Here is a 24579-nt window from a genome sequence, read left to right as displayed (position 1 = left end):
GGGTGTTACCCTTACATTTCTGTGTACATGTTCTAGACCAAAAAGGAGATAGTCCACCGTGACCATGAGTTCCGCCCACGCGTGGGGCATTGCCACCGTATCCACCGCTGAGAAGTCCAAGGGCACTGTCCTCGACGTGTGGTACCCGGACCCGATCGAGGGCGGTGACCGAGCAACCGTCGAAAAGCTCACGTCGACTGATGAGGATCGCCAGGTTGAGCGCGTCGTCTACGAGTGCACCATCGACGACCTTTCCCAGCCCCCGGCCGATACATACGATGCTTTCCTCCGCCTGCACCTTCTCTCCGCCCGCGGGGTCAAGCCGAACGAGATCAACCTCGACGGCATTTTCGGCGTGCTGAACAACGTGGTGTGGACCAACTTCGGCCCCTGCCTGCCGGAAGGCTTTGAGCTCACCCGCGCCAAGCTGCAGGCACGCGGCGAGGGTCAGGTCATCATCTTCCTCATCGATAAGTTCCCCCGCATGGTGGACTACGTCGTCCCCTCCGGCGTGCGCATCGGTAACGCGGACCGCATCCGCCTCGGCGCGCACCTCGCCGAGGGAACCACCGTCATGCATGAGGGGTTTGTCAATTACAACGCCGGCACCCTCGGGGCCTCCATGGTCGAGGGTCGTGTCTCTCAGGGGGTCATCGTCGGCGACCAAACCGACATCGGTGGCGGTGCCTCCACCATGGGCACGCTATCCGGCGGTGGCAAGGAGCGCGTCAGCTTAGGCAAGCGCTGCCTCCTCGGCGCCAACTCCGGTCTCGGTATTGCGCTTGGCGACGACTGTGTGGTCGAGGCTGGCCTGTACGTCACCGCTGGTTCGAAGGTGCTTGTCGACGGCGAGCCGGTCAAGGCCGCAGCCCTTTCCGGCAAGTCCAACATGCTGTTCCGCCGCAACTCGCTGAACGGTGCCATCGAGGTCGTTCCGTGGAAGACGTCCGCCGTTTCGCTTAACGATTCACTCCACAAGAACTAAAGAAAGTTACATTCATGTCCACCCCTGCTCACGACACTGAAGCAGCTCCACAGCTCGGTAGCGGCCTGAAGGTCCGCCACCTCACGATGATGGGCCTCGGCTCCACCATTGGCGCTGGCCTCTTCCTCGGTACCGGCGTTGCGATTCAGGCCGCCGGCCCCTCGGCACTCGTTGCCTACATCCTCGCCGGCATCATGGCTATCCTCATCATGCAGATGCTCGGCGAAATGGGAACGGTCATTCCCGCTTCCGGTTCCTTCTCCGAATACGCGGAGCACGCCATTGGCCGCTGGGCCGGGTTCACGCAGGGGTGGATCTACTGGCTGGCGACGGTCGCTGTGCTCGGCGCGGAGATTACCGGCGCATCCGCCTTCGTCGCCTCGTGGTTCGATGTCTCTCCGTGGGTCCCGGCGCTCATCTTCGTTCTCTTCTTCGGCGTGGTGAACCTCCTGCGCGTGCGCGCCTTTGGCGAGTTCGAGTTCTGGTTTGCTTTTGTGAAGGTCGCCGTCCTCGTCGCGTTCCTCATCATCGGCGTGCTCCTCATCTTCGGGCTTCTGCCCGGTCACACGTTCATTGGTTTGCACAACGTGCAGGAATCAGGGTTTACGCCGAACGGCGTGGCCGGCATTGCCAGCGCCCTGTTGGCCGTCGCTTTCGCCTTTGGTGGCATCGAAGTTGTCGCTATTGCATCCGCAGAGTCTGATGACCCGAAGAAGTCGCTTGTGAACGCCGTGCGTTCCACGATTACTCGCGTGTTTGTGTTCTACCTCGGTTCCGTGGCCATCATCACGCTGCTGCTCCCTTACTCGGAGATCGGTGCCGCTGACTCTGCTGCCGACAGCCCCTTCACCAAGGTACTGGCTCTGGCGGGAATCCCCGGTGTGGTGACGTTCATGGAGGTCGTTATCACTCTTGCACTGCTCAGTGCCTTCAACGCGCAAATCTACGCGTCTAGCCGCATGATGTTTTCTCTGGCACAGCGCCACGACGCACCGTCGATCTTCACCAAGGTCAACCACCGTGGTGTACCGACGGCTGCGATTACCCTTTCCATCATCTTGTCGCTCATCATGGTGGTACTGAACTACATCGATGCTGCAGCCGTGCTCACCTTCATGCTGAATGCCGCCGGGGCCTCGTTGCTCATTGTGTGGGGGTTTATCACGGTTTCGGAGCTGCGCCTCCGCCCGCGCCTCGAGGAAAAATACGACCTGCCCATCCGGATGTGGGCGTACCCGTACCTTAACTGGGCGGCACTGGTGGCCTTTGTGTTGCTTGCCATCCTCATGCTCAGCGATCCGTCTGCACGTGTGCAGCTGATTTCCGCCGCCGTCATGTTTGCCATTCTCTTCGTAGCAGGCCTCGTCAATTCGAAGGCGCGTGGCCTCAGCCCCTGGGAGAAGGCACCACTGCCCGAGCACATATAACCGCGTTCGCGGCTTACCACCAGAGAAGAAAAACTACCCGCATTGGTGAGGCGTACTCCGCCCCAACAATGCGGGTTTTCACCTCTTAACACTTCGTTTGCGGGCTTCGTTTGCGAAGTACGCTTGCGCCCCAGCCAGCTGGCGACTCTCCTGAAGCGCTCTTGTGATGGTGCGAGCCGCCACGCTCGCAGACGGTGTTCCGTGACAGCCCCAGATTGGACTGCTGCCTAGCTAAAAATCCGCCGTGAAACGACCGGTTGGCAGCCGCTGCCACGACGTTTCTGCAGGAGGCCAACGTGTGTGTCACCATGCGCAGCACCTCCTCACGCGGTTAGCGCGTAGCTGGTGCAGAAGCCGCTGTTTTTTAACACCTAATAGTTTTGTCCTTCACATTCTATTGTCGTGGAGGGGGGAGCCGCTTATCCTCGGGATGTACATTGCCTATTCCCGCGCGGATGCGCTCCCGCCACACCATGGGCAGCCCCATACTCTGCAGCAGCGCATCCGTTTCGGACCCTGATCGAATTTCAGACGCTTACATCCGGATTCACCGCGCAGGTGCGATCTGCTGAGCACACCAAGGAGGAAAACATAGTGAACACGTCCAGCATCTCCCCCAACGCCATTGCCGTTGCGCTGTGCGGTCTAGCCATCTCAGGGTATGTTGTGTAGCACATGAATCCGTCTGGGGATTCGTGATCCTGCTTGCGCTGACCCCAGTAGGTGCCTTCCTCGTCAACCGGGCAAAGACCAACGGCACGAGCGAAACGTAGTTTCTATAGCAAAGGGCGACTGTGGTACCGCCTCCTGGAGGCGGTACCACAGTCGCCCTTTGTTTTTTGTGTCGCACAGGAACCCTTCGCTCCCTCATCGCTGGCGTGAGGGGGACACGGGAAGGGAGGAGCGTCGACAAGCAAAAAGAGGAATCGAGTACTACTGGGGAGCTTCCGTGTGCACGACCTTGATCGACTTGTTCCGGAAGGTCCACAACTTGTTGATGATGAAGTTGATCGGCATCGCGGCGAGAACGGAAATGGCGTTAGCCCAGTACACGCGGGTACGGAAGCCGGTCGTATCGTCGAAGATGTGGGTGGGTAGGGCGATCGGCGAAGTCGGATTCATCAGTAGCGTCGCCACAACCTGGCTTACCACCAACGCGCCGATGCCGGTAAGGAGGAACTTCCAGTACCCGCGGAACCACCCCACGGTCTTGTCTTTGAACGTCCAGAACCGATTGAGTTGGTAATTCCACGTGTTAGCAACGAGGAACGCAATCGTAATCATGACGTGGTACCAGCGGATATTAAATGGCGTGCCAAACAGATTGGCCACCACCTGATCCTGATCCAGCGAACCAAACCGGTGCAGCACCCACACAACGAAGAAATTGACGAGGGTACCCGAGCCACCAACAATGCCGAATTTCAGGAACTCACGAATGTTGGTAGTTACACGTTTACTAGGCATGCGGCATCTCCTCCGGTTATGCCTGCAGCCGCTTCGCAGCGGCGATCGCGTCCTCGTCGGTGATAGTCATCGCAATGCGGACGTGCTCAGCGCCAGCGGGACCGTAGAAATCACCAGGCGTGACAAGGAGCCCGCGCTCAGCGAACCACCGTGCCGTGTCCCAGCAGTTTTCACTGCGGGTGACCCACAGGTACAGGCCGGCATCAGAGTGATCGATGGTCAGCCCCGCAGACGTTAAAGCCTCAGACAGTACTTTCCGACGGGCGAAGTAGCGGGCTTTTTGGAAAGACTCCTGCTCATCGTCGTTAAGGGCGGCAATCGTCGCATACTGCACCGGGTACGGCATCATGAAGCCGCCGTGCTTGCGGATGAGAGTGAGCTCGTCGATCAGATCCTTGTCCCCCACGACGAAACCGGAACGGTACCCCGCAAGGTTCGATGTCTTGGACAGCGAGTGAACGGCGATGAGGCCGGTATGGTCGCCATCGCACACCGCCGGATCGAGGATCGACACGGGCTTCTTATCCGTCCACCCCATCCCCAGGTAACACTCGTCGCTGACGAGGATCGCGCCACGCTCCCGCGCATCAGCCACGTACTCACGCAGCTGCTCCACGGTCAGAACCTCGCCGGACGGGTTGTTCGGGGAATTAATGAAGGTGAGATCCGCGCCCTCCTTCACAATCTTCGCATCGGCGAAAATCGCCCCGATTTCGTAGGTGGGGTAGGCAAGCTCCGGGTAGGCGACGCTCTCCACGCGCAGCTGTGCGGGCAGGTTCGCGATGAGCTCCTTCGTGCCGATGACCGGCAGTACCCCCGTGATCCCCTGCATGTTGTAGCGGCGCTCGAGGGAGGAGACAATGGCCTCGCGAAGCTCGGGGACCCCGATGGTGGGCGGGTAGCCCGACAGCGCGGCCGCTTCCGACAACGCCACCTGGATGGATGGGAAGACGGGGTCGACCGGTGCCCCGACGGTCAGTTTGACCATGCCGTCGGGGTGGTTCTTCGCGGTTTCTTCCAGCGGGGCGAGTTGATCCCACGGGAATACAGGGAGCTTAATGGGGTGTCGCACGTTCAATCACCGTCTCTTTTCGCAATATACAAACGGGCTGCGGTTTACCGCAGCCCGCACGGAGGTTCCAGCGTTTTTCCTACGCTAGGTTCCTATTCGCCATCCTTCTTGGGGAGCTTTGCCACCAGTGGCGGATCGAAGTCCTGCGCGCCGAGTTTTGCTGCGCCACCCGGGGATCCGAGATCCTCGAAGAACGCGGCGTTGGCCTCGTTGTAGTCGATCCACTCGTCCGGAACATCATCCTCGTAGAAGATGGCCTCTACCGGACACACCGGCTCGCATGCGCCACAGTCAACGCACTCGTCCGGATGGATGTACAGGCTTCGTGCACCCTCATAGATGCAGTCCACGGGACATTCTTCAACACATGCCTTGTCCTTAACATCAACGCATGGTTCAGCGATTGTGTATGTCATTTACCTCTCCACATCTGGGTTATCTTCCGCCATTGTAATAAGGGGCCATAGTCCACCACAAACCCCCGCGCCGATAAGCGCGATTGTGCGTGGGCCAACAGGCAACAAAATGTCCGGGCGCTGGGGTGCCAGCCACACGAGGATGCCGACAACGGCGAGCCACACAACGAGGGGAACCCCAGCGACAAGGCGGGAGGAGGTCCACAACCGCGAGGTTCTGCTCAGCACCATGGTGAACAGGAAGGCCACCACCACGGTGTACGGCACTTTCGCCCCGAGGTAAACCACCTCGAGGAGTGCGGAAATCGCCGCGAACAGCGAAAGCCACACATACGCTGTACCGATTCCCTTCCGGTTTCGCATCCTTTCTAAACTGCCTGGTAGTCGGCGGGTGCGACCTGGTAGTGCTCACGCCGACGAAGCGGCTGGCTCATGAGGTTGGACAGGCAGAAAACGTAGCCGTCGGCCTGGGCGAAGGCCTGATGGGGGTTGACGTCACTGACCGAGCCATCGGCGATCCACAGCTGCGTCGCGTGTGCCTTCATCGCCTCTGCCTTCGCGTTGTAGGCTCGTTCGTCCAGCTCAATGACCTTGTCGGAGTGCTCGACGGTGACGATCTCCTCGGGGGTGGGGATCCGCCACGGGGACCGCACGATTCCGGCGAGCCCGGCCCGGACGTCGTCGGCAAGCTCAACAGCCCACCACACGGGAACATCCCCGGCAACGGCATGCGTGAGTTTGTGGGCGGCGATATGGTCGCGGTGGCCGTACGTTCCGAACGGATCGTACGTCACCAGGAGGTCAGGATCTAGCTTGTCGACGAGCTCCCGCAGCTTTTCTGTCGCCTCACCCAGCGAGTTGATGAGGGCATTCGGGCGTGCATCGCCCTCCATCCCCGAGTCACGGAAACGTCCGGCACCGCCGAGAAAATGCCCCGTGCACCCGAGGATAGAAAGCGACCGCTGCAACTCATGGATCCTAAAACCCCCGAGCTGATCGGTGTGATCTACGGTCAGGAGCTGGTACGGTTCGCCGATGACCTCGCCTTCCTCACCGAGCGTGCAGGTGATCACGTGCACATCCGCGCCGGCATGGGCAGCCTCGTACAACAGACCACCGGTAAACAACGCCTCGTCGTCCGGGTGGGCGTGAACCGCAACGACCGTTTTTCCCGACCACTTTTCCATTACAGCTTCCTCCATTCTGGTGCCGTCGGAATCGACCCGGCGGCGAACAATACCGGCCACTGGTCAAGGCTAGCAGCGGGCGTGGTGATCTGTGGCGTGAGGATATCGACGCGTGTATCTGCAACAATCGGCACGCTCACCACCTGATTTCGCTCAATCTGGTCCACTTTCTCTTCTACCGAGGCGCGCTCCCCCGTCATGAACTGACGGAAGGCGAAATCCACACGCTCATCGCAAAAACCAGACAAATTGGATGGACTGTCGCACTGGTAGCGGGAGATCTGCGCAATCGAGTCGCCGGTGCGCTCCCAGGCGACGAAGATATCCGCCTGCGTGGTCTGCGGATCCCCCTGGACGAGCTTGGCCACGAACCCCTTGTTATTTAACGTATCTACAACGGCCTGGGCGAGAGTCGCCGCCTGACTGTCGCGGGAATCGGCGGCAACGTCGATCCGCGTGGACACGAAGTCAGTGCCCACGGAATCCGGTTTCTCCTCGACGTGTGGATTGCGCTTCATGGGGTCGAACACATGCAGGTGCGACGACCTGCCAAGAGCAATCTTGGCAAGCAGATGCGGATCCATCGCGTTGGCAACCACCGTCCGCTGCTCCGGAGTGGTGATGGCAGGCGAATCCATGTTGAATACGAGACTGAGCCTGGCTTCCCGGTCGCGCACACGCACCTGCGTCTCGTTCATCAGTGTCGCCACATCCACCGTGGTCTCCTCGGGGGCCACATCGGAGTAGCTGACGGCACCGCTGCGCATGAGTTGGTACGTGCGGTCGCGGACTTCTTGGAAGGCGAGGATGTCTACCTCTGCCGGGTGCGCGCCCCAATACCGATCGTTGCGGTTGAGAGTTACCACTCCCCTCCCGCGGTCAACCGTCTTCAACATGTACTTTCCCGCCGATGCCGGGATCGAGCTGATGAGCACTTGGTTGAAGGGGACGGTGTCATTAACAAACAGGTGGCTGGGGAGCATGTTGTCAAACAGCTGTTTCCACTGCACATACGGGTGTGAGAAGTCAACCTCGACGGTCTTTCCCCCATCAAGCACACGGATCCCCGAGATCGCCTGGTAACCGGCCGCACCAATGACACCGGGCGTGGACACCATGTTTTCCCATAGGTAGCGGAAATCGGCACCCGTGATGGGGGTGCCGTCGCTCCACTGCGCGGCGGGTGCGATGACGTAGCGGATCGTCTGTTTGACCTCTCCTACCGGCTCCACGGGCTCCGCGCTGACGAGCAGATCCGCATTCATCTCGCCGTCGATGAAAGCGGACGGCAAGACAAGGGCGGCCAGCGACTGCGTGAAGGCGGACTCGTCTGCGCGCAGGTGCGGGTTGAACCCCGCTTTAATGGCATCGATACCAACGGTGATCTGCGTGCGCCCCGGGGTCTGTTCGACGGGGACGACGGGGTTTGCCGGTGCCTCCCCACCCCGCACGTCCACTTCGGGTTCTGCCACCGGTGGTGGGCCGGGATTTGCCTGGCACGATGTCAGTATCAGTCCGGCGCTGAGCCCCAGAGCAATAAGAAAAGCGCGCATAAGAATGTATCTTACAGCGCGCTTATCTGCCTGATTGGCTACTTTGCTTTCTTCGCCCGGTTACGAGCCTTGCCACGCTCGGCAGCATCCAACACTGTCTTGCGCAGGCGGATGACATCGGGAGCCACCTCGACGCACTCGTCGTGGGCGCAGAACTCCATCGCCTCATCAAGCGACAGCTTCCGAGCCTTGTTCAGCGTCACCGTCGCGTCAGCCGTGGCGGAACGCATGTTGGTCAGCTTCTTTTCCTTGGTGATGTTGACGTCGATGTCCTCATCACGGTTGGTCATGCCGACAACCTGTCCCTCATAGGACTGAGCACCGGGCTCGACAAAGAACGTACCGCGATCAGAAAGCTGCATGAGGGCATAGGCAGTCACCTGGCCGGAGCGGTCGCTGACGATGGAACCCGTTGTGCGGTCCTTAATCTGGCCAGCCCACGGCTTGTAGCCGCAGGAGTAGTGGTTGGCGATGCCGTTACCCTTCGTCTCCGTGAGGAAGGTCGTGCGGAAGCCGATGAGGCCACGGGCGGGCACCTCGTACTCCATCCGGATCCAGTCCGCGCCCGTCGTGTCCATGCTGAGCAGGACACCCTTGCGGGCGGCCATGAGCTGGGTGACGTTGCCCTGGAACTCGGACGGGATATCGATCACCATGTGCTCGAACGGCTCGTAGGTCTTGCCGTCGATCTCGCGGGTGACCACCTGGGGCTTTCCGACGGTCAACTCGAAGCCTTCACGACGCATCGTCTCAACGAGAACGGACAGCGCCATCTCGCCACGACCCTGGACCTCCCAGGTATCTGGGCGCTCGGTAGGAAGGACACGCAGGGAAACGTTGCCCACGAGCTCCTGCTCGAGGCGTGCCTTCACCATGCGGGCGGTGAGCTTGTCGCCACCGTTGCGCCCGGCCAACGGAGAGGTGTTCACACCGATCGTCATCGAGATAGCCGGCTCATCCACGGTAATCCGCGGCAGCGCCTTCGGGTTGTCCGGATCGGCGAGGGTATCGCCTATCATGATCTCGTCGATGCCGGAGATCGCCGCGATATCGCCTGCGATAACCTCCTCTGCGGGAACACGCTCCATACCGACGGTGCGCAGCAGCTCGGAGATCTTGCAGTTCTTAATGTGCTCGTTGCCCTCGGAATCGTAGTGAATCCAGGCAACCTGCTGCCCCTTCTTTAGGGATCCTGCGTGAACGCGTACAAGGCCGATACGGCCGAGGAAGGAGGAGGAGTCCAGGTTGGTCACGTGAGCCTGCAGCGGGCCATCGTGATCGGCGGAGGGCTCGGGCAGGACGTCGTAGAGAACGTCGAAAAGCGGCTGCAGATCCTTGTTGGCGGGGGCGTTGCCGTTGCCGGGGTTCTCCGTGGAAGCCGTGCCAGCGCGACCGGAGGCGTAGAGCACCGGAATGTCCAGGAGTTGTTCGGCAGCCTCGGCGGCCTCGGGATCCTCGATGGTGGCAGCGAGCTCGAGCAGAAGGTCCTGCGTCTCAGTGACAACCTCCTCGATACGGGAGTCGGGGCGGTCGGTCTTGTTCACGACGATGATGACGGGAAGCTTGGCAGCCAGCGCCTTACCAAGAACGAAGCGGGTCTGTGGCAGGGGACCCTCGGAGGCATCGACAAGCAGGATGACACCGTCCACCATAGACAGAGCGCGCTCAACCTCGCCACCGAAGTCGGCGTGGCCGGGCGTGTCGATGACGTTAATAATAAGGTCTTTGCCGTCCTTGCCCGCACCCTTGCGGCGAATGGAGGTGTTCTTGGCCAGAATGGTAATGCCCTTCTCACGCTCCAGATCGCCGGAATCCATGACGCGGTCTACGACTTCCTCGTGATCGCCAAACGCGCCGGACTGGCGCAGCATGGCATCGACGAGGGTGGTCTTGCCATGGTCGACGTGCGCGACGATGGCAACGTTACGAAACTCGGTGTCGAGATCGGAATCATGAATGGCTTGAGTCACAAGATTTTCCCTTCGGTAATTGGTCAACCGTAGACACAATACTCCCCGGTAACAGTCTTCGCACGTTAGGTGAGAAATTACACATTTCTCTTTTCAAACGTAACGGATAAACCTCACGACACGACATGAAGAGTGAAAGCGGTGGCACGTGCGTTAGACGTAAGAGTCAAATGCAACTAGAGTTTCTAGTGTCAACCAGAGTGAAAGGTGTTAAATGAGTTACGGGAGTCTCGCGCGACGGATGGCAGCGGCCATCACCGCCATTGGTTTAAGCATCACTGGGGCGACCGCGGCTACCGCTCAGTCGTCCTCTTCTTCCACCGATAACCTCGGGCGCCCGAACCAAGACATCCTCAACGCCGCGACGAACTGGGCAGAAACCCTTCCTGCTCCACTCAAAGACCAGGTACTTGCCGCCGTAGGCTTCTTCGGAGATAACGGAGAGGGCAAGGTCCCCCAAAACGGACCAGTCATCTCCCAATTTCTTTGGCCCACCGTCTCCCGCGGATGCATCGTCGGCGGCGGCAACTCGGTCGGCTCTGCAGTCGCAGTGCCCGGCCCAGCAGATCTCCCACTCCCCGGTGTCGAGCCGGGACACACCGCATTCGTTTTCACCGCCCTTGGAACTGAGGGTGCGCGCGACACGGACATGACGGTGCAGTGGATCAACCTCGCAACGCTGCACACCGAAACGACCCGTCTCGAGGCCTCCCCTGACCTCAACCCCGACGGGCCAGCAACGGTAACGGGCACGGCTGCAACGGGTGGTGGTCCCGTCCTTGCCCTTATCCACGGCCACGTTAATGGCTGCTATTTCCCACCGACTGTCGCTTCGTTTTCCGTAGCGTAAAAAGAGGTACCTCGCATGACTGATTTACACCCAGTAAAAAATGAAACCTTTGACACCGCAGCAGGTATCAACCTCGACCCGAAGGGCATCACCCGCCAGGTAGACACCTACCGCGAGGAAGGCCCCGGCCTCTACATGGCCCGCGGCGCAGACCACAAGAACTTCGGTTACCTGGAAAGCTGGCTCCTCCCCGAGCTGAATCTCCGCTTCAACATCTTCCACTACCGCCCCAGCGCCGGAATCCCCGACGGCATCTACATCGACGTTGCGGATATCACCAACGAGGACGGCGTGTGGCACACCCGCGATCTGTACGTCGACCTGTTCCTGCACGACGGCAAGCCCGTCGAGGTACTCGACATCGACGAGCTTGCAGCTGCTACCTCCGCGCACTACATCACGGCAGAGGAGGCGGAACTCGCCATCGAAACGACGCTGCGCGCGGTAGAGGGCATCACCCGCCACGGGGACGACCCGATGGCGTGGCTATCCTCCCTCGGTGTCGACATCCAGTGGGCTGACAAGGAATCCATCGAGCTCACGCCGGCACCTTAGCAGCATTTACACGAGTCCACGCGCGCACGATCATTTATCGTGGGCGCTACTTTTTTCTCAGCCGTTGATAGACTTCATAGAAAACACACCTGGAATAAATTTTCCATCCCCGACATGAAAGTGGTGACCCCATGGCTGGTGGCCTAGCTGCCCTCCTCGACGACGTAGCGCTCATTGCCCGAGCCGCAGCATCCAGTATCGACGACGTGGCAGCGGCAGCCGGCCACACATCTGTCAAGGCAGCCGGCGTTGTTGTTGACGACGCAGCCGTGACACCACAATACGTGCAGGGTGTCACCCCGGCGCGAGAGTTGCCCATCATTTGGCGCATTGCCAAGGGATCCCTCTTCAACAAGCTGGTTCTTATTTTGCCCTTCGCTCTGCTGCTGAGCTGGCTCGCACCGGCGGCACTCACCCCCATCCTCATGTTGGGTGGCTGCTTCCTCACCTATGAGGGCATGCACAAGGTCATCGCCAAGATCACCGGCACTGACGAGCAGACCGACACCGTGCAGGTGCAGGGACCCGGCGCGGAGGACGCGCTGGTGAAATCCGCCGTCACCACCGACCTCATTCTGTCGGCGGAGATCATGGTGATCTCCCTCGGCGAGGTCACCGACCAGCCGTTCTTCATGCGCTTGACTGTCCTCGTCCTCGTGGCGATCGGCATTACTGCCCTGGTGTACGGCGCGGTCGCGCTGCTGGTGAAGATGGACGACCTCGGCATGTCCATGGCGAAGTCCTCATCGGAATCCACGCAATCTTTGGGGCGTGGGCTCGTCTCCGCGATGCCCAAGGTGCTGAACGTGATTGCCGTTGTGGGTACGGCCGCCATGCTGTGGGTCGGTGGCCACCTCATCGTCAATGGTGCCGACACCCTGGGGTGGCACGCACCTGCCGAGTACATCCACCACCTGGCCGCAGGGGTCGGCGGTGGCTTCATTGGTTGGCTCGTCGATACGGCCTGCTCCATGGTCGTCGGCGCGATCGTCGGCACCATCGTGGTGATTTTCATCAGCATCTTCCACGCCCTCACAGGAAAAACCGATGAGGAAGAGCACGAGGGCGTGAAGTACTACCTCAACGAGGAGGAGCAGCGCATGGTGGAGGCCTACCGGTCCAACCAGGACAACAACCCGTACACGTACACCATCGCGGCTCCGCACATCGATAACTCCCCCGAAGGCAACGAAGAGGTGCAAGAAAAGCCCACCGACGGGGCGTCGACAAGCAAAAACTAGAGGAAGAGAAGCAGGCTGAGCGCCATGACAGCCATGCCCACGATGACCCCGTAGACGGCGACGTGATGTTTCCCCGTTGCGATGGCCGTGGGAAGAAGCTCGTCAAGAGAAATAAACACCATGATGCCGGCGATAGCAGCAAAACACAGGCCAAGCGTCGCCGGAGTGATAAACGGGTACAGCACAAGGAAGCCGATGAGCGCGCCCGCCGGCTCACTCAAACCGGAGATAAGAGCCCACGTAAACGCTTTGCGGCGAGACCCCGTGGCCTGCCGAATCGGCGCAGCCACAGCAATCCCCTCAGGAATATTGTGAATGCCGATGGCGACAGCAACGGGGATCGCGATCGTGGCGCCTTCCAGCCCCGACAAAAATGTAGCGAACCCCTCCGGGAAGTTGTGGATTCCGATGGCCAGCGCCGTCATAACCCCCATGCGCAGCAACCGTTTGCTGCTCGGCGTGCCGATCATTTCAGGCTCGTGCGGATTGACCTCTTCCGGCACCAGCCGGTCAATTCCCGCGATGATCAACACACCGAGGAAGAACGCCCCCACAGCCGCCCACACCCCGGCTTTTCCCCACGCCTCCTCCAGCTGGCTTATCCCCTCGGGCAGGATCTCCATGAAAGAGACATACAGCATCACACCTGCGGAGAGCCCGAGTGCGCCGGCGAGGAACCGGTCCCCCGGATTGCCCTTGAGCACAGTGATCAGCCCGCCGATGCCTGTTGCGGCACCGGCGAACAGGGTGAGGGCGAAGGCCCCCAGGAAGGTCATCGCGCCGATGGCATACCTTTCGTCGTCTCGTACAGGCGGCGCGCGCCGGGGTGTGACAAGCTACACGGGATCACACGGTGACCCCGCTGCTCAGCGGCGCTCCTACACGTTGAAGTTGAATTCGACCGAATGTCGTTGCAAAGTTACTTTACCGTTAGAGTGCGACAATCAGAAAACAGTAATTACGTCTGCGCAAAGAGAGCATATTAGGCGCACGGAAACACTTATATGTTCTGCGGAAGCCATATGGGGCGTACTCGCAAATACCGCTACTCGCGGAAAAATACCGGGTGAACTCTAGCCCCCTTTACAACTCTGAGCCTAGGAGGGATCCGGCCCCTCTGTCCGGCTCCATAACTCCTATTGTTTCCACATCGCCCCCGTAGAATCCGCATACCCCATATGCATTTCCTAAGAGCCGATGTATGTCTCTCCCTTTTTGACGTGAAGCAATACTGTCCGGCGCAGAAGCACCCATCCAGTCGCAGCAAGTGAGAAACGCCTGAATGCAAGTGCTCCCCGAAATGCAGCCCACGACTGGCACTCTTTGAAAGAGTAGCCTGGTGTGGTCGTGCTTATTACGCTCTGATGTTGGTCTGTCGACCACGCGGGTTCATATCCACGCCCAGAGTGACCCCAAAAAGATGCTGACTATCTTGCACGGCCCTGTCATCCGACCTGCGTACAACGAGACGGGCGTGTCGTTGAGCTCTGTGAGTCGGCGTGGGCCCTTTGGCACCACCTTGGGGGTAAGCGTGCTGGCCTAATCCAGCGTCGAGAAGCACCTACAGCAGATCCTTGAGCAGTGCGTTAGCCTCGCCACAACCTATGATGACACAACTCGAAACACTACCCCAGTTATTGATATGTCACTACAAGGAGTGTTCTCCCATGAAAGCGTTCGGATTCTTCAGCTTCGGGCATTATGCCTTCGGTGGCCAGCGCGGGCCATCTGCAGAAAAGAACGTCACGGACGGGCTGAACCTAATGTCGTCGACCCTGGTCGCCGAGACCACCGCCGAACCCCTGGGCGAAAATGCAGGCGGATCAGATCAGCCGGTACCGCGCCACATGGAAGGGGCGGGCCGCGCTTGGACGCCACGCGATCAGCGTCCCGCCCCATCTTCCCCATCGTCAACGGCCCGGACCTGCAGATGTTCGGCTTGCAGGACTCCGGCTCCGACCAGGTAGGTGCGCTGCCTGATGTAGACTCCACCACCTTTGTCTGCACCTCCGCCGCCGAGACGGACAGGCTCATTGAACAGCTCAAAGCCGACGATACCGTTATGCCCGTCGCCCCCTGCTCATCACCATCCCCACCGGGGTGGGCGTGCACGTCAACGTGAAGATTTTGGACAACTTCGCCAACCATGCCTCCCCCGCGTTGGGTTGGCACCCGGACAGCGAAGGCCCAGCCGCAGGCAATCTCATCGACTAATTCCTGCCAGCCGCAGCATCTTCATGCTTTTGTCAGTTCACTCGATGATGTATAGTTCAGCACATGCTGACTATTGCTTCGCGCCTCGACGTCATGAACCGGTTCGGCCGGGCCCTGGCGGATCCGACGCGCTCCAGAATCCTGATGACCCTACTAGACGGCCCGAGCTACCCGTCCGTACTTTCGCGCGACCTGGACCTGACCCGCTCGAACGTCTCGAACCACCTGACCTGCTTGCGTGACTGCGGCATCGTCGTCGCCGAGCCGGAGGGCCGCAAGACACGCTACGAAATCGCCGATCCGCACCTCGCGACAGCGCTCAACGCGCTAGTGAACGCGACGTTGGCTGTCGACGAAAACGCCCCGTGCATCGACCCTGAGTGCTCGGTGCCCGGCTGCGGCGGAAAAGGAGTGGACGCATGACTTCAGCATGTGGATGCGACCACGAACCAGCCACGGAAATCGAAGATCTCGATCGGCCATGGTGGAAGGACCCCGAGTTGCTACTGCCGATCTTCTCCGGCGTAGCCCTCTGCATAGGTCTGGCGCTGGGCTGGTCTGGGCTAGAGACACCCGCGACAGTACTGTTCTGGGTCGGCCTGCTGCTAGGGGCGTATACGTTCGCGCCCGGCGCTATCCGGAACCTTGCCACAAAGCGTAAGCTCGGCATTGGCTTGCTGATGACAATCAGCGCGGTCGGCGCGGTAATCCTCGGTTACGTCGGAGAGGCCGCGGCGCTAGCGTTCCTGTACTCGATCGCCGAGGCACTGGAAGACAAGGCGATGGATCGGGCCCAGGGTGGACTGCGGGCACTGTTGAAATTGGTACCACAGACCGCGACGGTGCAGCGCGACGGTACGGCGGTCGAAGTCGCAGCGAAGGACCTCGTGGTTGGCGAGCTGATGCTCGTTCGCCCCGGGGAGCGGATCGCCACGGACGGCATCATTCGTTCCGGACGCTCCAGCCTTGACACCTCAGCGATCACCGGAGAATCCATTCCGGAGGAGGTTGCACCCGGCGACGAGGTGCCTGCGGGAGCGATCAACTCCGCCGGTGTGCTGGAGGTCGAGACGACCGCAGCTGGAACGGACAACTCGCTGACCACACTCGTGGACCTGGTCGAGCAGGCGCAGGCGGAAAAGGGCGACCGCGCACGGATCGCCGACAGGATTGCCCAACCCCTAGTGCCCGGGGTGATGATCCTGGCGGTGCTAGTCGGCGTGATCGGCTCACTGCTCGGCGACCCCGAGACGTGGGTCACCCGCGCGCTGGTGGTCCTGGTCGCAGCGTCGCCGTGCGCGCTGGCAATCTCCGTTCCGCTGACGGTCGTAGCCGCGATCGGCGCGGCCAGCCAGTTTGGAGTGGTCATCAAGTCCGGCGCGGCGTTCGAGCGGCTCGGCGGCATCCGTCACCTGGCGGTAGACAAGACCGGAACCCTCACCCGCAACCAGCCCGAGGTTACCGGTGTGGTCCCGGCGGTGGGATTCGATCGGGCGCAGGTGCTTGCCTTCGCGGCGGCAGTTGAGCAGCAATCGACGCACCCCCTCGCCGCGGCGATCGCGGCAGCGGGGCCCGAAGCGCCCGCCGCTCTGGACATCAGAGAGGAAGCCGGGCATGGCATCGGCGGCACCGTCGAAGGTCGACGGGTGCTGGTGGGCAGCCCCCGGTGGATCAACGCCGGGCCACTGAATGCAGACGTTGAGCGCATGGAGTCCGAGGGCCAAACCTGCGTACTGGTCACCGTCGATGACGCCCTCGCCGGGGCGATCGGGGTCCGCGACGAGCTGCGGCCCGAGGTGCCCGAAGCTGTGCAGACCCTGCACGCTAACGACGTGAAGGTGAGCATGCTCACCGGCGACAACACTCGCACCGCCCGGGCGCTGGCTGAAATCGCCGGGATCGACGACGTGCGCGCCGAGCTACGCCCAGAGGACAAGGCAAGCATCGTCGCCGAACTCTCCTCCAAGACGCCGACAGCCATGATCGGCGACGGCATCAACGACGCTCCGGCACTGGCGGGCGCAACGGTGGGTATAGCGATGGGAGCGACCGGCTCTGATGCCGCGATCGAGTCCGCTGACGTCGCCTTCACCGGCCACGACCTCCGGCTGATCCCGCAGGCACTGCAACACGCCCGCCGAGGCAGCAGGATCATCAACCAGAACATCGTGCTGTCTCTGGCTATCATCATCGTGTTGATGCCGCTGGCGATCAGCGGCGTGCTGGGTTTGGCCGCCGTCGTGTTGGTTCACGAGGTCGCCGAAGTCATCGTGATCTTGAACGGCCTGCGGGCTGCGCAAGCGAAGCGCTGAGCCACACTTTCGTCCATCGTGCCAGCTCTCCGACGCGGATCTTGGAAGGATCGATCTGCTCAGGGACCAAGCGTCATCTCAAAACTTTTGATGTCGAGCTTCGTCGACACGGCCCGCGACAGCTTGGGCAGTGTGTTTGGCAAAGGGCCCCACGCCCATCAGCGTTGCCGAGCCGTCGCCGGTCCAGTTGCCATAACCGACTAGATGCAGATTCTTCACCGCAGTTTCACGGCCGCGCATGCGGTGGCGGAATGGACCGAGGGATGGACGGAAACCAGTGCACCAGATCAGATGGTCGTGGTCGAGCTCGCTCAAGCTATCGAAGATGGGGGTAGCGGTGAGCTGACCGGAGTTGCGGAGCTCACGTAGATGAGGCAGTGCGACAATGTCCCCGAGGTTCGGGCCGGCATCGCCACCGAGAATTCGGCGGCGGCTGCGGAGAAACAGATCGCGACCATCGACATCATCAGGCATCCAGCGTGGCCGCTCAAGTGTGAACCATGTGACCTCCGACGTCCCGATGAGGTCCGCGACGATCTGGGCACCCGAGTTCGCCCTACCGACCACAGCGACCTTCGCACTGCGGAATGGTTCGGGGCCGGGGTAGGTCGACGAATGCCACTGGCGTCCGCGAAAAGTGCCGGGATAGTAGGGCACGAAGGGCGCGGACCACGTGCCTGTGGCAGCGACAACGTGTTCCGCCGTGAATTGACCGGCGGTCGTACTGAGGTAGAACATCCCTTCCTCATGGGACACGCTGTGGACATGCACTGGGCGCCCGACCGGAAGGTCGTAGCTTTCCAGATAGTCGATGACATGGCTTGCCGGCGGGTATCCCGGGTAGTGCGGCATGGGCCAGCCGGGCAGATTGGAGAATTCCGCAGCGGAGAAAAGCGTCAATGACGTCCACGTATGCAACCACGCTCCGCCGGGTTCCTCTTGGTTGTCTAGGATCAAGAAGTCCACAATGAAGCGCCGCAAGTAATATGCCGTAGCTAGGCCGGACTGGCCACCCCCTACAACGATGCCAGTGTGATACTCAGTCAATGGAGATCACCTTCTCAGACATCATTCCTCCTATCGCCCGGAAGCGACGCCACACGCAGACAGGACAACACCAGCAACCCCACGACCCTGCTAGACAGACGCTTCATATCCGCAAGTCTAACCAGCGCAGTCAGAAAACTGCGGAACCCACCACTCCGGCCTTTAGCCTGGCGAAGTGCGGAAAAGCACGATATCGAACTGGAATTCTCTCTTAATGCAGCCACCTCGGGATATGTATATAAAGCGCCACTCGATGATGGTGCGGAAGCAGTACCTTGACCTACTGGATTGAAAATGCAGATCTAGGCGAGCCTGGGCCGGTAGCGAAGTCGCTTTCCGGGTTGATTGCTGCCCATCATGACCAAAGTTTCTTTGTATGGAGAATGCACGTAATGAACTGGCTTTCCTGGCAGACGGTAAAGGATTGCTCATCCTTAGCGAGGAAGACCGCTTCCCCTCCACCGCCGCGTCCGAGTTCGAGCCTATGTCCCCGCAAGTCCTTTTCCGCGCCAGCAATGTGCTGAGCTCGATATCCGACCGCCAGTTTAAATCTGGCAAGTACTACAAGGCGACTGACGAAACCGCGATGATGCTCCAGCACCGCACCTCAAAGGGACCGGTTTCCGGAGTCCTGCGTCGGGGTGATCTTGGGCTCGCTGACAATCCAGGTCAGTTCTTTAAACACGCATCTTTTCAAGAGGTGAAGTTTTCGCCAGCCATGACTTCGAATGCTGCCGGCATTGCCGCACAGGCGGCAATTGAGGCAGCGATCGCGGAGATCAAGGAGTATTTGGAGATTATCGATGAGAAGCTCGATGTTCTCCTTCGCCAGCGCAGAATTGATGCGCTGGCCCAGCTTGGCGGTATCCAGTACACGATTGAAGAAGCTGACGAACTCTACCGACGCAGTAACAGCGTTTCGGCAACCACTTGGTCGAAGGTCGACCACCTAGGGTCAGCGCTGAATGGCATCGAGTCTTACGTCATCGAACAACTCGATGACGCAGTTGATCAACTTCGGAAGCATCAGAACAATTCCAAGAAAATTGAGGCCCTTCTTGAAGGCCTGAAGGATGATCTGCGGCTTTGGTTAGGTGTCGCTGCTCGGAGCATCTACCTACATGATCGGATATATGTCATAGAGATCGCTCACGTGAACGAGTTTGAGCCAGCCCAGCTGGATTCTCATCGGGAAGGAATCGTCGAAGCGCGCAAGGATCGATTGGAATCGACCACCCGCCGTTTGCTCGCGATGGATTCAGCCATCCGCGATGCAGCCAAACTGAGCAATCAGGTCTGGGTGACCAAACCGATTCGCGCACGCCACATCACTGCACACGCGAACGATATTCACGACATCATCAGCGCGTTCGCGCAGCATGTTCGGATGAGAGTGGAGGATGCGGAACGTCTCCAGGTCCAGGGCTGGCGTCAATCTGTGATGTCGCTAGCGGGAGACACGGTCAATGCTGCGAAAAGCGCCCGTCAGTCTGTGGTGGATCAGGCTCAGAAGGCCACTGAGAAAATTCGCGATATGAGCGAAGACCGGCTGCTTGCGAAGGCCGCTGAAATCGAAGCCAGACGGGAGAAGGAGGAGCAAAAAGCGCTCGAATCAACCGGTGACGAGGATAATACTGAGGCTGAATCCCTTCCGTCGCGACGCGGTCTCCGCTTCCGCCGAGACGAGAAACGGTTGTAGGGCACCTAGGCTGGGTAGCATGAACGACCTGACCATCGCGCCCGGCCCGGGGATCCCCGACGGTGCGGTCATCGCCGCCGCCGATCTCGCGGAGCGTTTCGCGAAATCGTCGGCTCCGGGTGTCCAGGGCACCAACACGACGGACAGCAAAGTCCAGCTTTCCATCGATGTCGCCGAATGCGCATCGCTTACCGACACCCAACGTCACCGTATCTCGCGCAACCTCGAGCACCGCCTAGACGGTTCCGTCTTTGGATAGGTCGGGCGCACGTGCATCTGTGTTTCGCTCCTGGTCCTCTCGCTTGCACCTGTGACACAGCCTCGTGCCTCCGAGTCGTAGCGTTCGGGGGAGCACAATAGCCCCAGTCCTCATCACGTCCCGGGATCAAAGAGTTCAGCGCAGAGGTTAAGCGCTACACGTTGAACTTGAACTCCACGATGTCGCCATCGCGCATAATGTAGTCCTTGCCCTCCTGGCGCACCTTGCCGTGGGCGCGGGCCTCAGCCATGGAGCCAGCCTCGATGAGCTCGTCGTAGGACACGATCTCGGCCTTGATGAAGCCACGCTCAAAATCGGAGTGGATGACACCGGCGGCCTGCGGGGCTGTCGAACCCTGCTTAATCGTCCACGCACGTGATTCCTTCTCCCCGGCGGTGAGGAATGTCTGCAGTCCAAGGGTGGCGAAACCGGCCTTGGCCAGGGTGCTCAGCCCCGGCTCGTTCTGGCCGACGGAGGCCAGCAACTCAGCGGCCTCGTCGGGCTCGAGCTCGAGAAGCTCGGTCTCGGTCTTGGCATCGAGGAACACGGCATCGGCGGGAGCGACGAGCTCGCGCAGCTCTTTTTTCTTCGCCTCATCGGTGAGCACGGCCTCGTCAGAGTTGAACACGTAGAGGAAGGGCTTCGCCGTCATGAGGTGTAGATCGTAGAGAAGTGACAGATCGATCTCGTCCTGTGCACTGAAGAGGGTGCGATCATCCTCGAGGATAGCCTGCGCCTTCTTCGTCTCCTCGGCCTGCTCCTTGATTTCCTTGCTCTTGCGGCCTTCTTTTTCCAGGCGTGGCAGGGCCTTTTCGATGGTCTGCAGGTCCGCCAGTATGAGCTCCGTGGCGATCGTCGCGATATCCGTTGCAGGATCGACGCGACCGTCGACGTGGATCACGTTCTCATCGGAGAAGGCACGCACCACCTGGCAGATTGCGTCGGCTTCGCGGATGTTGGAGAGGAAGGCGTTGCCCATCCCCTCCCCCTCGGACGCGCCCTTAACGATGCCGGCGATGTCGACGAAGGACACGGTGGCGGGGAGGATCCGCTCAGAGTGGAACATCTCGGTGAGGACCTTGAGTCGCTCGTCCGGGAGTTCGACCATGCCTTCGTTCGGGTTGATCGTGGCGAACGGGTAGTTCGCGGCGAGGACATCGTTTCGCGTCAGTGCGTTAAAAAGGGTTGATTTGCCCACGTTGGGCAATCCGACAATTCCAAGTGTAAGGCTCACAGCTCATTATCCTAGCAATGTCCCTTTTGCGGAATGTGTGGGCCATTGGGCAATCGTGCCGCAGGGTTGTGTCGCACAGTCTCGAGTGCTCTGACACAGCGGTTTACTTGCCGGGCCCAGTCATCCCGTCTTCGTAGACGAAGGTCGATGTCTCACCGTTATCTCGGATGAAGGTGACCTCCAGTTCCCCTTGCTTGCCAAACCGGACAAGGTGGCGCGCCACGACTCCCTCGATCCTGCCAATGCCGGGAGCTGGGCCAGTGAGCGTGAGTGTGAGCTTATCTTCTCGCGCGTCCATGTCGCACCGGACCACGTCCTCTTGATTCTCTGGCTCCGCAAGGGCGAAGATGACATACCCCATCTTGTTTTCTTCGTCCCATTTAGCCTCGATCTTGTGGCTGAAGTGGCTGGCAAGTTGCTTCCCGTACCGTTCCGCACGAGCGGACGCAACGTGGGCAATAGATACCATTGTTTCAGCATACCCTTTAGCTTAGCCAAGACTAACCAAAGTTTTCTATAGCTGGGGAAACACCGGAGTGTCATCGTGGCCATCTTTTAGGGCACAATAAGGGTGTGACAAAAACTCCTTCATCCGAGCCTGTCGACGACGCGACCGAGGCTAATTCTCCGGTCGGAGAAGCCGTCGCCGTCGGTTCACCGCAGTCAGCAGAGACGCAGGAGGCCATCGCAACCTTCAAGGAACTGCAGGAACGGGACAACATCGATCGCTCCACGATCCTCGCCGCAGGTGTCATTACGTTCTCCCACTGGTGCCTCCGACTGCTCGTCATCGGCGTCACCGTGTACGCAGGATGGCGCATCCTCGGCGCCCTTTGGCAAGGAGTTCTCCCGGTCGCTCTCGCGCTGCTTATCTCCTCTGTTTTGTGGCCACCGGCAGCCTGGCTCAAGCGTCATCGACTTCCAGCGTGGCTCGCCGCGCTCGTCACAATGATCACCGTACTCGGCGCGTTCTCGGCGATTATCGCACTCATCGCGCCCGGTGTCGCACGGCAATCTCAAACTTTGTACTTTCAATCAGTCGACGCGATCCAGCGCCTCCAGCTATGGGCCCAGGAACCCCCGCTGTCGCTCAAGGGAGAGGATTTCAACCGCATCTTCGGCGAGGCGGTGGCATGGATCCAACAGCAGGCTGGGAACATCGCCGGCGGGGTTTTCGCCGGCCTTGGGGCAGCCTCGTCGCTACTCGTCCTGGCCACCATCACACTCATCATTACCTTTTTCGTCCTCAAGGACGGGGAGCGCTTCATGCCATGGGCCCGCGCCTTCACCGGCCGCCAGGTCGGCTGGCACCTGACCGAACTCCTCACCCGCTGCTGGAACACCCTCAGCAACTACATCCGCGTCCAGGCCCTCGTCGCACTCATCGACGCCGTTCTCATTGGGCTCGGACTCGTTGTCATGAAGATCCCCATGGCCCTGGCACTGGCCACGCTCACCTTCGTTGCCGGGTTTGTGCCCATCGTGGGCGCATTTGTTGCGGGCACAGTGGCTGTCGCCATCGCCCTCGTAACGATGGGGCTTACCAAAGCGCTCATGGTGCTCATCCTCATCCTCATCGTGCAACAGCTCGAAGGCAACGTCCTATCTCCGATGCTGCAGTCCAAGGCAATGAATTTGCATCCGGCCGTCGTTATTCTGGTCGTCACCGTCGGCGGCGGGTTGTTCGGCATCGCCGGAGCACTGCTCGCGGTACCGATCACAGCGACCGTCGCTGTGCTCCTGCGTTACCTTTCTGACATTGTGGCACTGCGCTCCGGCGAAAAGACTGCCTCCGAAATCGAGTTCGCCACCGTAGCCGGATCCATCACAGGGTTACGGGGAGAAGAAGCGGCACGGGAAGCCCGGGAAGCGCAGCGCAAAAAAGCCGAAAGTAGAGGACTGAGCGACACCGATTCACTCCTTTCTCGAGCGCAGGAAGCCACCGCATCTCTCGCACACTTGTTCCATAAAACCGACGATTAAGACTCCTCAATCGACTACGGTTGGACGATATGAGTGCAACCGGCTTCATTTTCCTGCTGATCGGAATAGTCATCGGCATCCTCGTAGGGTTCTTCCTCCGCGACCGCCAAGCTTCATCGTCCCCCGTCGCACAGCTCCCTACTGCCAATCAGCTTGCCGATGCGATGGATGGAATCTCCTCCCGGCTGCACGCACTCGATGTCTCGCGCGCAGAAACATCTGCACGCCTAAATCAGGAAATGCAGCACCTTACACAGACAAGCCTGGCTCTTGCCGGAAAAACAGATAAGCTCCTCACCACGCTCGGAGGCCCGGGTCTTCGTGGTCAGTGGGGAGAAATGCAGCTCCAACGCGTGGTTGAGTTGTCCGGAATGATCAAGCACTGCGACTTCGACACCCAGGTTTCCACCACCTCCCATTCATCCCGCGTTCGCCCTGACCTTGTTGTTCACCTGGCAGGAGGACGGGATATCGTCGTCGATTCAAAGGTGCCCCTATCCGCCTACACTGATGCGCTGGAGGTCAACGACTCAGAGGAACAGGCAGGCTATCTCCGCCGCCACGCATATCTCATGCGTCAGCACGTCACGCAACTCTCCGCCAAGGATTACGCGCGCGGGTTTGCACATACACCCGAATTCGTTGTCATGTTTATCCCCGCAGATTCGTTCCTCGATGCAGCACTGAAATGCGATTCAGAACTCCTTGAGTTCGCCTTTAGCCGGAACATAATCATCGCGACACCGTCAACTCTCATGGCGCTCTTGCGCACCGTTGCGCTGGGTTGGCAATCCGCCGACGTAGAGGCCAAAGCCGGTGAAATCCACGCATTGGGCACACAGCTCTACCGCCGTCTCGCTACGCTCAACGAGCACTACGCAAAGCTAGGGAGCCTGCTAGACAAGACCGTCGAACAGTACAATGTAATGATCGGCTCCATGGAATCACGTGTTGCCGTCACCGCTCGGCGTCTGGCAGAACTCGAGCTCGATGGCGGAACGCAGGGCGAGCTCCCAGTGATCGAGCATCTGGAACGCCATCCACGGCACGCGTCTGGCCACAGCGCAGAGAACACGTGGGACATATAGCAGATCTGATTAATGCAATC

22 protein-coding genes and 2 pseudogenes are annotated in these 24579 nt (G+C 60.1%); 12 read left to right on the top strand and 12 right to left on the bottom strand.

Annotated features, from left to right (window positions below):
• The first annotated feature begins 64 nt into the window (after positions 1-64).
• A complete protein-coding gene (gene dapD / locus HMPREF3044_RS04905; RefSeq protein WP_034989606.1) occupies positions 65-985 on the top strand; it encodes a 2,3,4,5-tetrahydropyridine-2,6-dicarboxylate N-succinyltransferase in 921 nt (306 codons plus the stop codon).
• A gap of 14 nt (positions 986-999) precedes the next feature.
• Positions 1000-2412: an amino acid permease gene (locus HMPREF3044_RS04900; RefSeq protein ID WP_070739642.1), complete on the top strand. Its 1413-nt coding sequence runs from the start codon at positions 1000-1002 to the stop codon at positions 2410-2412.
• Positions 2413-3345: 933 nt separating this feature from the next.
• Here HMPREF3044_RS04900 and HMPREF3044_RS04895 read toward each other — a convergent pair.
• The 7 genes from HMPREF3044_RS04895 to typA form a co-directional block, all read right to left on the bottom strand.
• A complete protein-coding gene (locus HMPREF3044_RS04895; protein WP_005391926.1) occupies positions 3346-3879 on the bottom strand; it encodes a GtrA family protein in 534 nt (177 codons plus the stop codon).
• 16 nt (positions 3880-3895) lie between these two features.
• Positions 3896-4957 carry a succinyldiaminopimelate transaminase gene (gene dapC, locus HMPREF3044_RS04890; protein ID WP_070739639.1) on the bottom strand — a complete coding sequence of 354 codons (1062 nt, stop codon included), beginning with the start codon at positions 4955-4957 and terminating at the stop codon, positions 3896-3898.
• Positions 4958-5043: 86 nt separating this feature from the next.
• On the bottom strand, positions 5044-5367 hold the full coding sequence (fdxA, locus tag HMPREF3044_RS04885) for a ferredoxin (RefSeq protein ID WP_005391923.1): 324 nt from the start codon (positions 5365-5367) through the stop codon (positions 5044-5046).
• Positions 5368-5730, bottom strand: a complete 363-nt coding sequence (locus HMPREF3044_RS04880) for a hypothetical protein (RefSeq protein ID WP_005391922.1) — start codon at positions 5728-5730, stop codon at positions 5368-5370.
• Positions 5731-5735: 5 nt separating this feature from the next.
• Positions 5736-6554 carry a PIG-L family deacetylase gene (locus HMPREF3044_RS04875; RefSeq protein WP_231286155.1) on the bottom strand — a complete coding sequence of 273 codons (819 nt, stop codon included), beginning with the start codon at positions 6552-6554 and terminating at the stop codon, positions 5736-5738.
• The gene (locus HMPREF3044_RS04870; protein WP_005391920.1) at positions 6554-8107 is read right to left on the bottom strand and encodes an ABC transporter family substrate-binding protein; all 1554 of its coding nucleotides are present in this window, start codon (positions 8105-8107) and stop codon (positions 6554-6556) included. Before HMPREF3044_RS04870 ends, HMPREF3044_RS04875 begins: the two co-directional genes overlap by 1 nt.
• A 38-nt stretch (positions 8108-8145) precedes the next feature.
• The gene (typA, locus tag HMPREF3044_RS04865) at positions 8146-10077 is read right to left on the bottom strand and encodes a translational GTPase TypA (protein ID WP_005391919.1); all 1932 of its coding nucleotides are present in this window, start codon (positions 10075-10077) and stop codon (positions 8146-8148) included.
• Positions 10078-10291: 214 nt separating this feature from the next.
• Here typA and HMPREF3044_RS04860 point away from each other — a divergent pair, with 214 nt between their 5' ends.
• The 3 genes from HMPREF3044_RS04860 to HMPREF3044_RS04850 all read left to right on the top strand — a co-directional run bounded on the left by HMPREF3044_RS04860 (position 10292) and on the right by HMPREF3044_RS04850 (position 12723).
• A complete protein-coding gene (locus HMPREF3044_RS04860; protein WP_070739636.1) occupies positions 10292-10927 on the top strand; it encodes an Rv1157c family protein in 636 nt (211 codons plus the stop codon).
• Positions 10928-10942: 15 nt separating this feature from the next.
• Positions 10943-11482 carry a ribonuclease FAU-1 family protein gene (locus tag HMPREF3044_RS04855; RefSeq protein WP_005395891.1) on the top strand — a complete coding sequence of 180 codons (540 nt, stop codon included), beginning with the start codon at positions 10943-10945 and terminating at the stop codon, positions 11480-11482.
• 131 nt (positions 11483-11613) lie between these two features.
• Positions 11614-12723, top strand: a complete 1110-nt coding sequence (locus tag HMPREF3044_RS04850; RefSeq protein ID WP_005395888.1) for a DUF808 domain-containing protein — start codon at positions 11614-11616, stop codon at positions 12721-12723.
• Here the strand turns inward: HMPREF3044_RS04850 and zupT are convergent.
• Entirely contained in the window at positions 12720-13499 is a 780-nt protein-coding gene (gene zupT / locus HMPREF3044_RS04845) for a zinc transporter ZupT (protein WP_005395878.1), read from the bottom strand. The genes HMPREF3044_RS04850 and zupT overlap by 4 nt on opposite strands.
• A gap of 608 nt (positions 13500-14107) precedes the next feature.
• Positions 14108-14262 (bottom strand): annotated as a pseudogene (locus tag HMPREF3044_RS13340) (IS256 family transposase); the annotation flags it as partial.
• A 328-nt stretch (positions 14263-14590) separates the two neighbouring features.
• On the opposite strand from HMPREF3044_RS13340, the gene HMPREF3044_RS04840 reads away from it, so the two are divergent.
• The 3 genes from HMPREF3044_RS04840 (at position 14591) to HMPREF3044_RS04830 (ending at position 17249) form a co-directional block, all read left to right on the top strand.
• On the top strand, positions 14591-14845 hold the full coding sequence (locus HMPREF3044_RS04840) for a hypothetical protein (RefSeq protein WP_005391912.1): 255 nt from the start codon (positions 14591-14593) through the stop codon (positions 14843-14845).
• Positions 14846-15000: 155 nt separating this feature from the next.
• Positions 15001-15360: a Cd(II)/Pb(II)-sensing metalloregulatory transcriptional regulator CmtR gene (locus HMPREF3044_RS04835; RefSeq protein WP_005391911.1), complete on the top strand. Its 360-nt coding sequence runs from the start codon at positions 15001-15003 to the stop codon at positions 15358-15360.
• A complete protein-coding gene (locus HMPREF3044_RS04830; protein WP_005391910.1) occupies positions 15357-17249 on the top strand; it encodes a heavy metal translocating P-type ATPase in 1893 nt (630 codons plus the stop codon). Before HMPREF3044_RS04835 ends, HMPREF3044_RS04830 begins: the two co-directional genes overlap by 4 nt.
• Before the next feature lie 78 nt (positions 17250-17327).
• Here the strand turns inward: HMPREF3044_RS04830 and HMPREF3044_RS04825 are convergent, their stop codons facing one another.
• The gene (locus HMPREF3044_RS04825) at positions 17328-18296 is read right to left on the bottom strand and encodes an NAD(P)-binding domain-containing protein (protein WP_070739633.1); all 969 of its coding nucleotides are present in this window, start codon (positions 18294-18296) and stop codon (positions 17328-17330) included.
• Between the two features lie 376 nt (positions 18297-18672).
• Between HMPREF3044_RS04825 and HMPREF3044_RS04820 the strand changes: the two genes are divergently transcribed.
• Both HMPREF3044_RS04820 and HMPREF3044_RS13615 read left to right on the top strand, forming a co-directional pair.
• Positions 18673-19995, top strand: a complete 1323-nt coding sequence (locus HMPREF3044_RS04820) for a hypothetical protein (RefSeq protein WP_005391908.1) — start codon at positions 18673-18675, stop codon at positions 19993-19995.
• A 19-nt stretch (positions 19996-20014) separates the two neighbouring features.
• A pseudogene (locus tag HMPREF3044_RS13615) lies at positions 20015-20405 on the top strand (peptide chain release factor I).
• Between the two features lie 3 nt (positions 20406-20408).
• On the opposite strand, the gene ychF reads toward HMPREF3044_RS13615, so the two are convergent.
• Both ychF and HMPREF3044_RS04805 read right to left on the bottom strand, forming a co-directional pair.
• Positions 20409-21488, bottom strand: coding sequence for a redox-regulated ATPase YchF (gene ychF / locus HMPREF3044_RS04810; RefSeq protein ID WP_070739630.1), 1080 nt, complete (start codon positions 21486-21488; stop codon positions 20409-20411).
• A gap of 103 nt (positions 21489-21591) precedes the next feature.
• Positions 21592-21957, bottom strand: a complete 366-nt coding sequence (locus HMPREF3044_RS04805; RefSeq protein ID WP_005391905.1) for a DUF2218 domain-containing protein — start codon at positions 21955-21957, stop codon at positions 21592-21594.
• Positions 21958-22061: 104 nt separating this feature from the next.
• Between HMPREF3044_RS04805 and HMPREF3044_RS04800 the strand changes: the two genes are divergently transcribed.
• Positions 22062-23471, top strand: coding sequence for an AI-2E family transporter (locus HMPREF3044_RS04800; RefSeq protein WP_005395872.1), 1410 nt, complete (start codon positions 22062-22064; stop codon positions 23469-23471).
• A 29-nt stretch (positions 23472-23500) separates the two neighbouring features.
• Positions 23501-24559, top strand: coding sequence for a DNA recombination protein RmuC (locus HMPREF3044_RS04795; RefSeq protein ID WP_005395870.1), 1059 nt, complete (start codon positions 23501-23503; stop codon positions 24557-24559).
• Positions 24560-24579 lie beyond the last annotated feature (20 nt).

This window comes from Corynebacterium sp. HMSC073D01 (assembly GCF_001815555.1).
In the GTDB taxonomy this organism is placed as follows: domain Bacteria; phylum Actinomycetota; class Actinomycetes; order Mycobacteriales; family Mycobacteriaceae; genus Corynebacterium; species Corynebacterium glucuronolyticum.
Note: the sequence above shows the minus strand (reverse complement) of the source record. Positions and strands in the feature narration are given on the sequence as shown.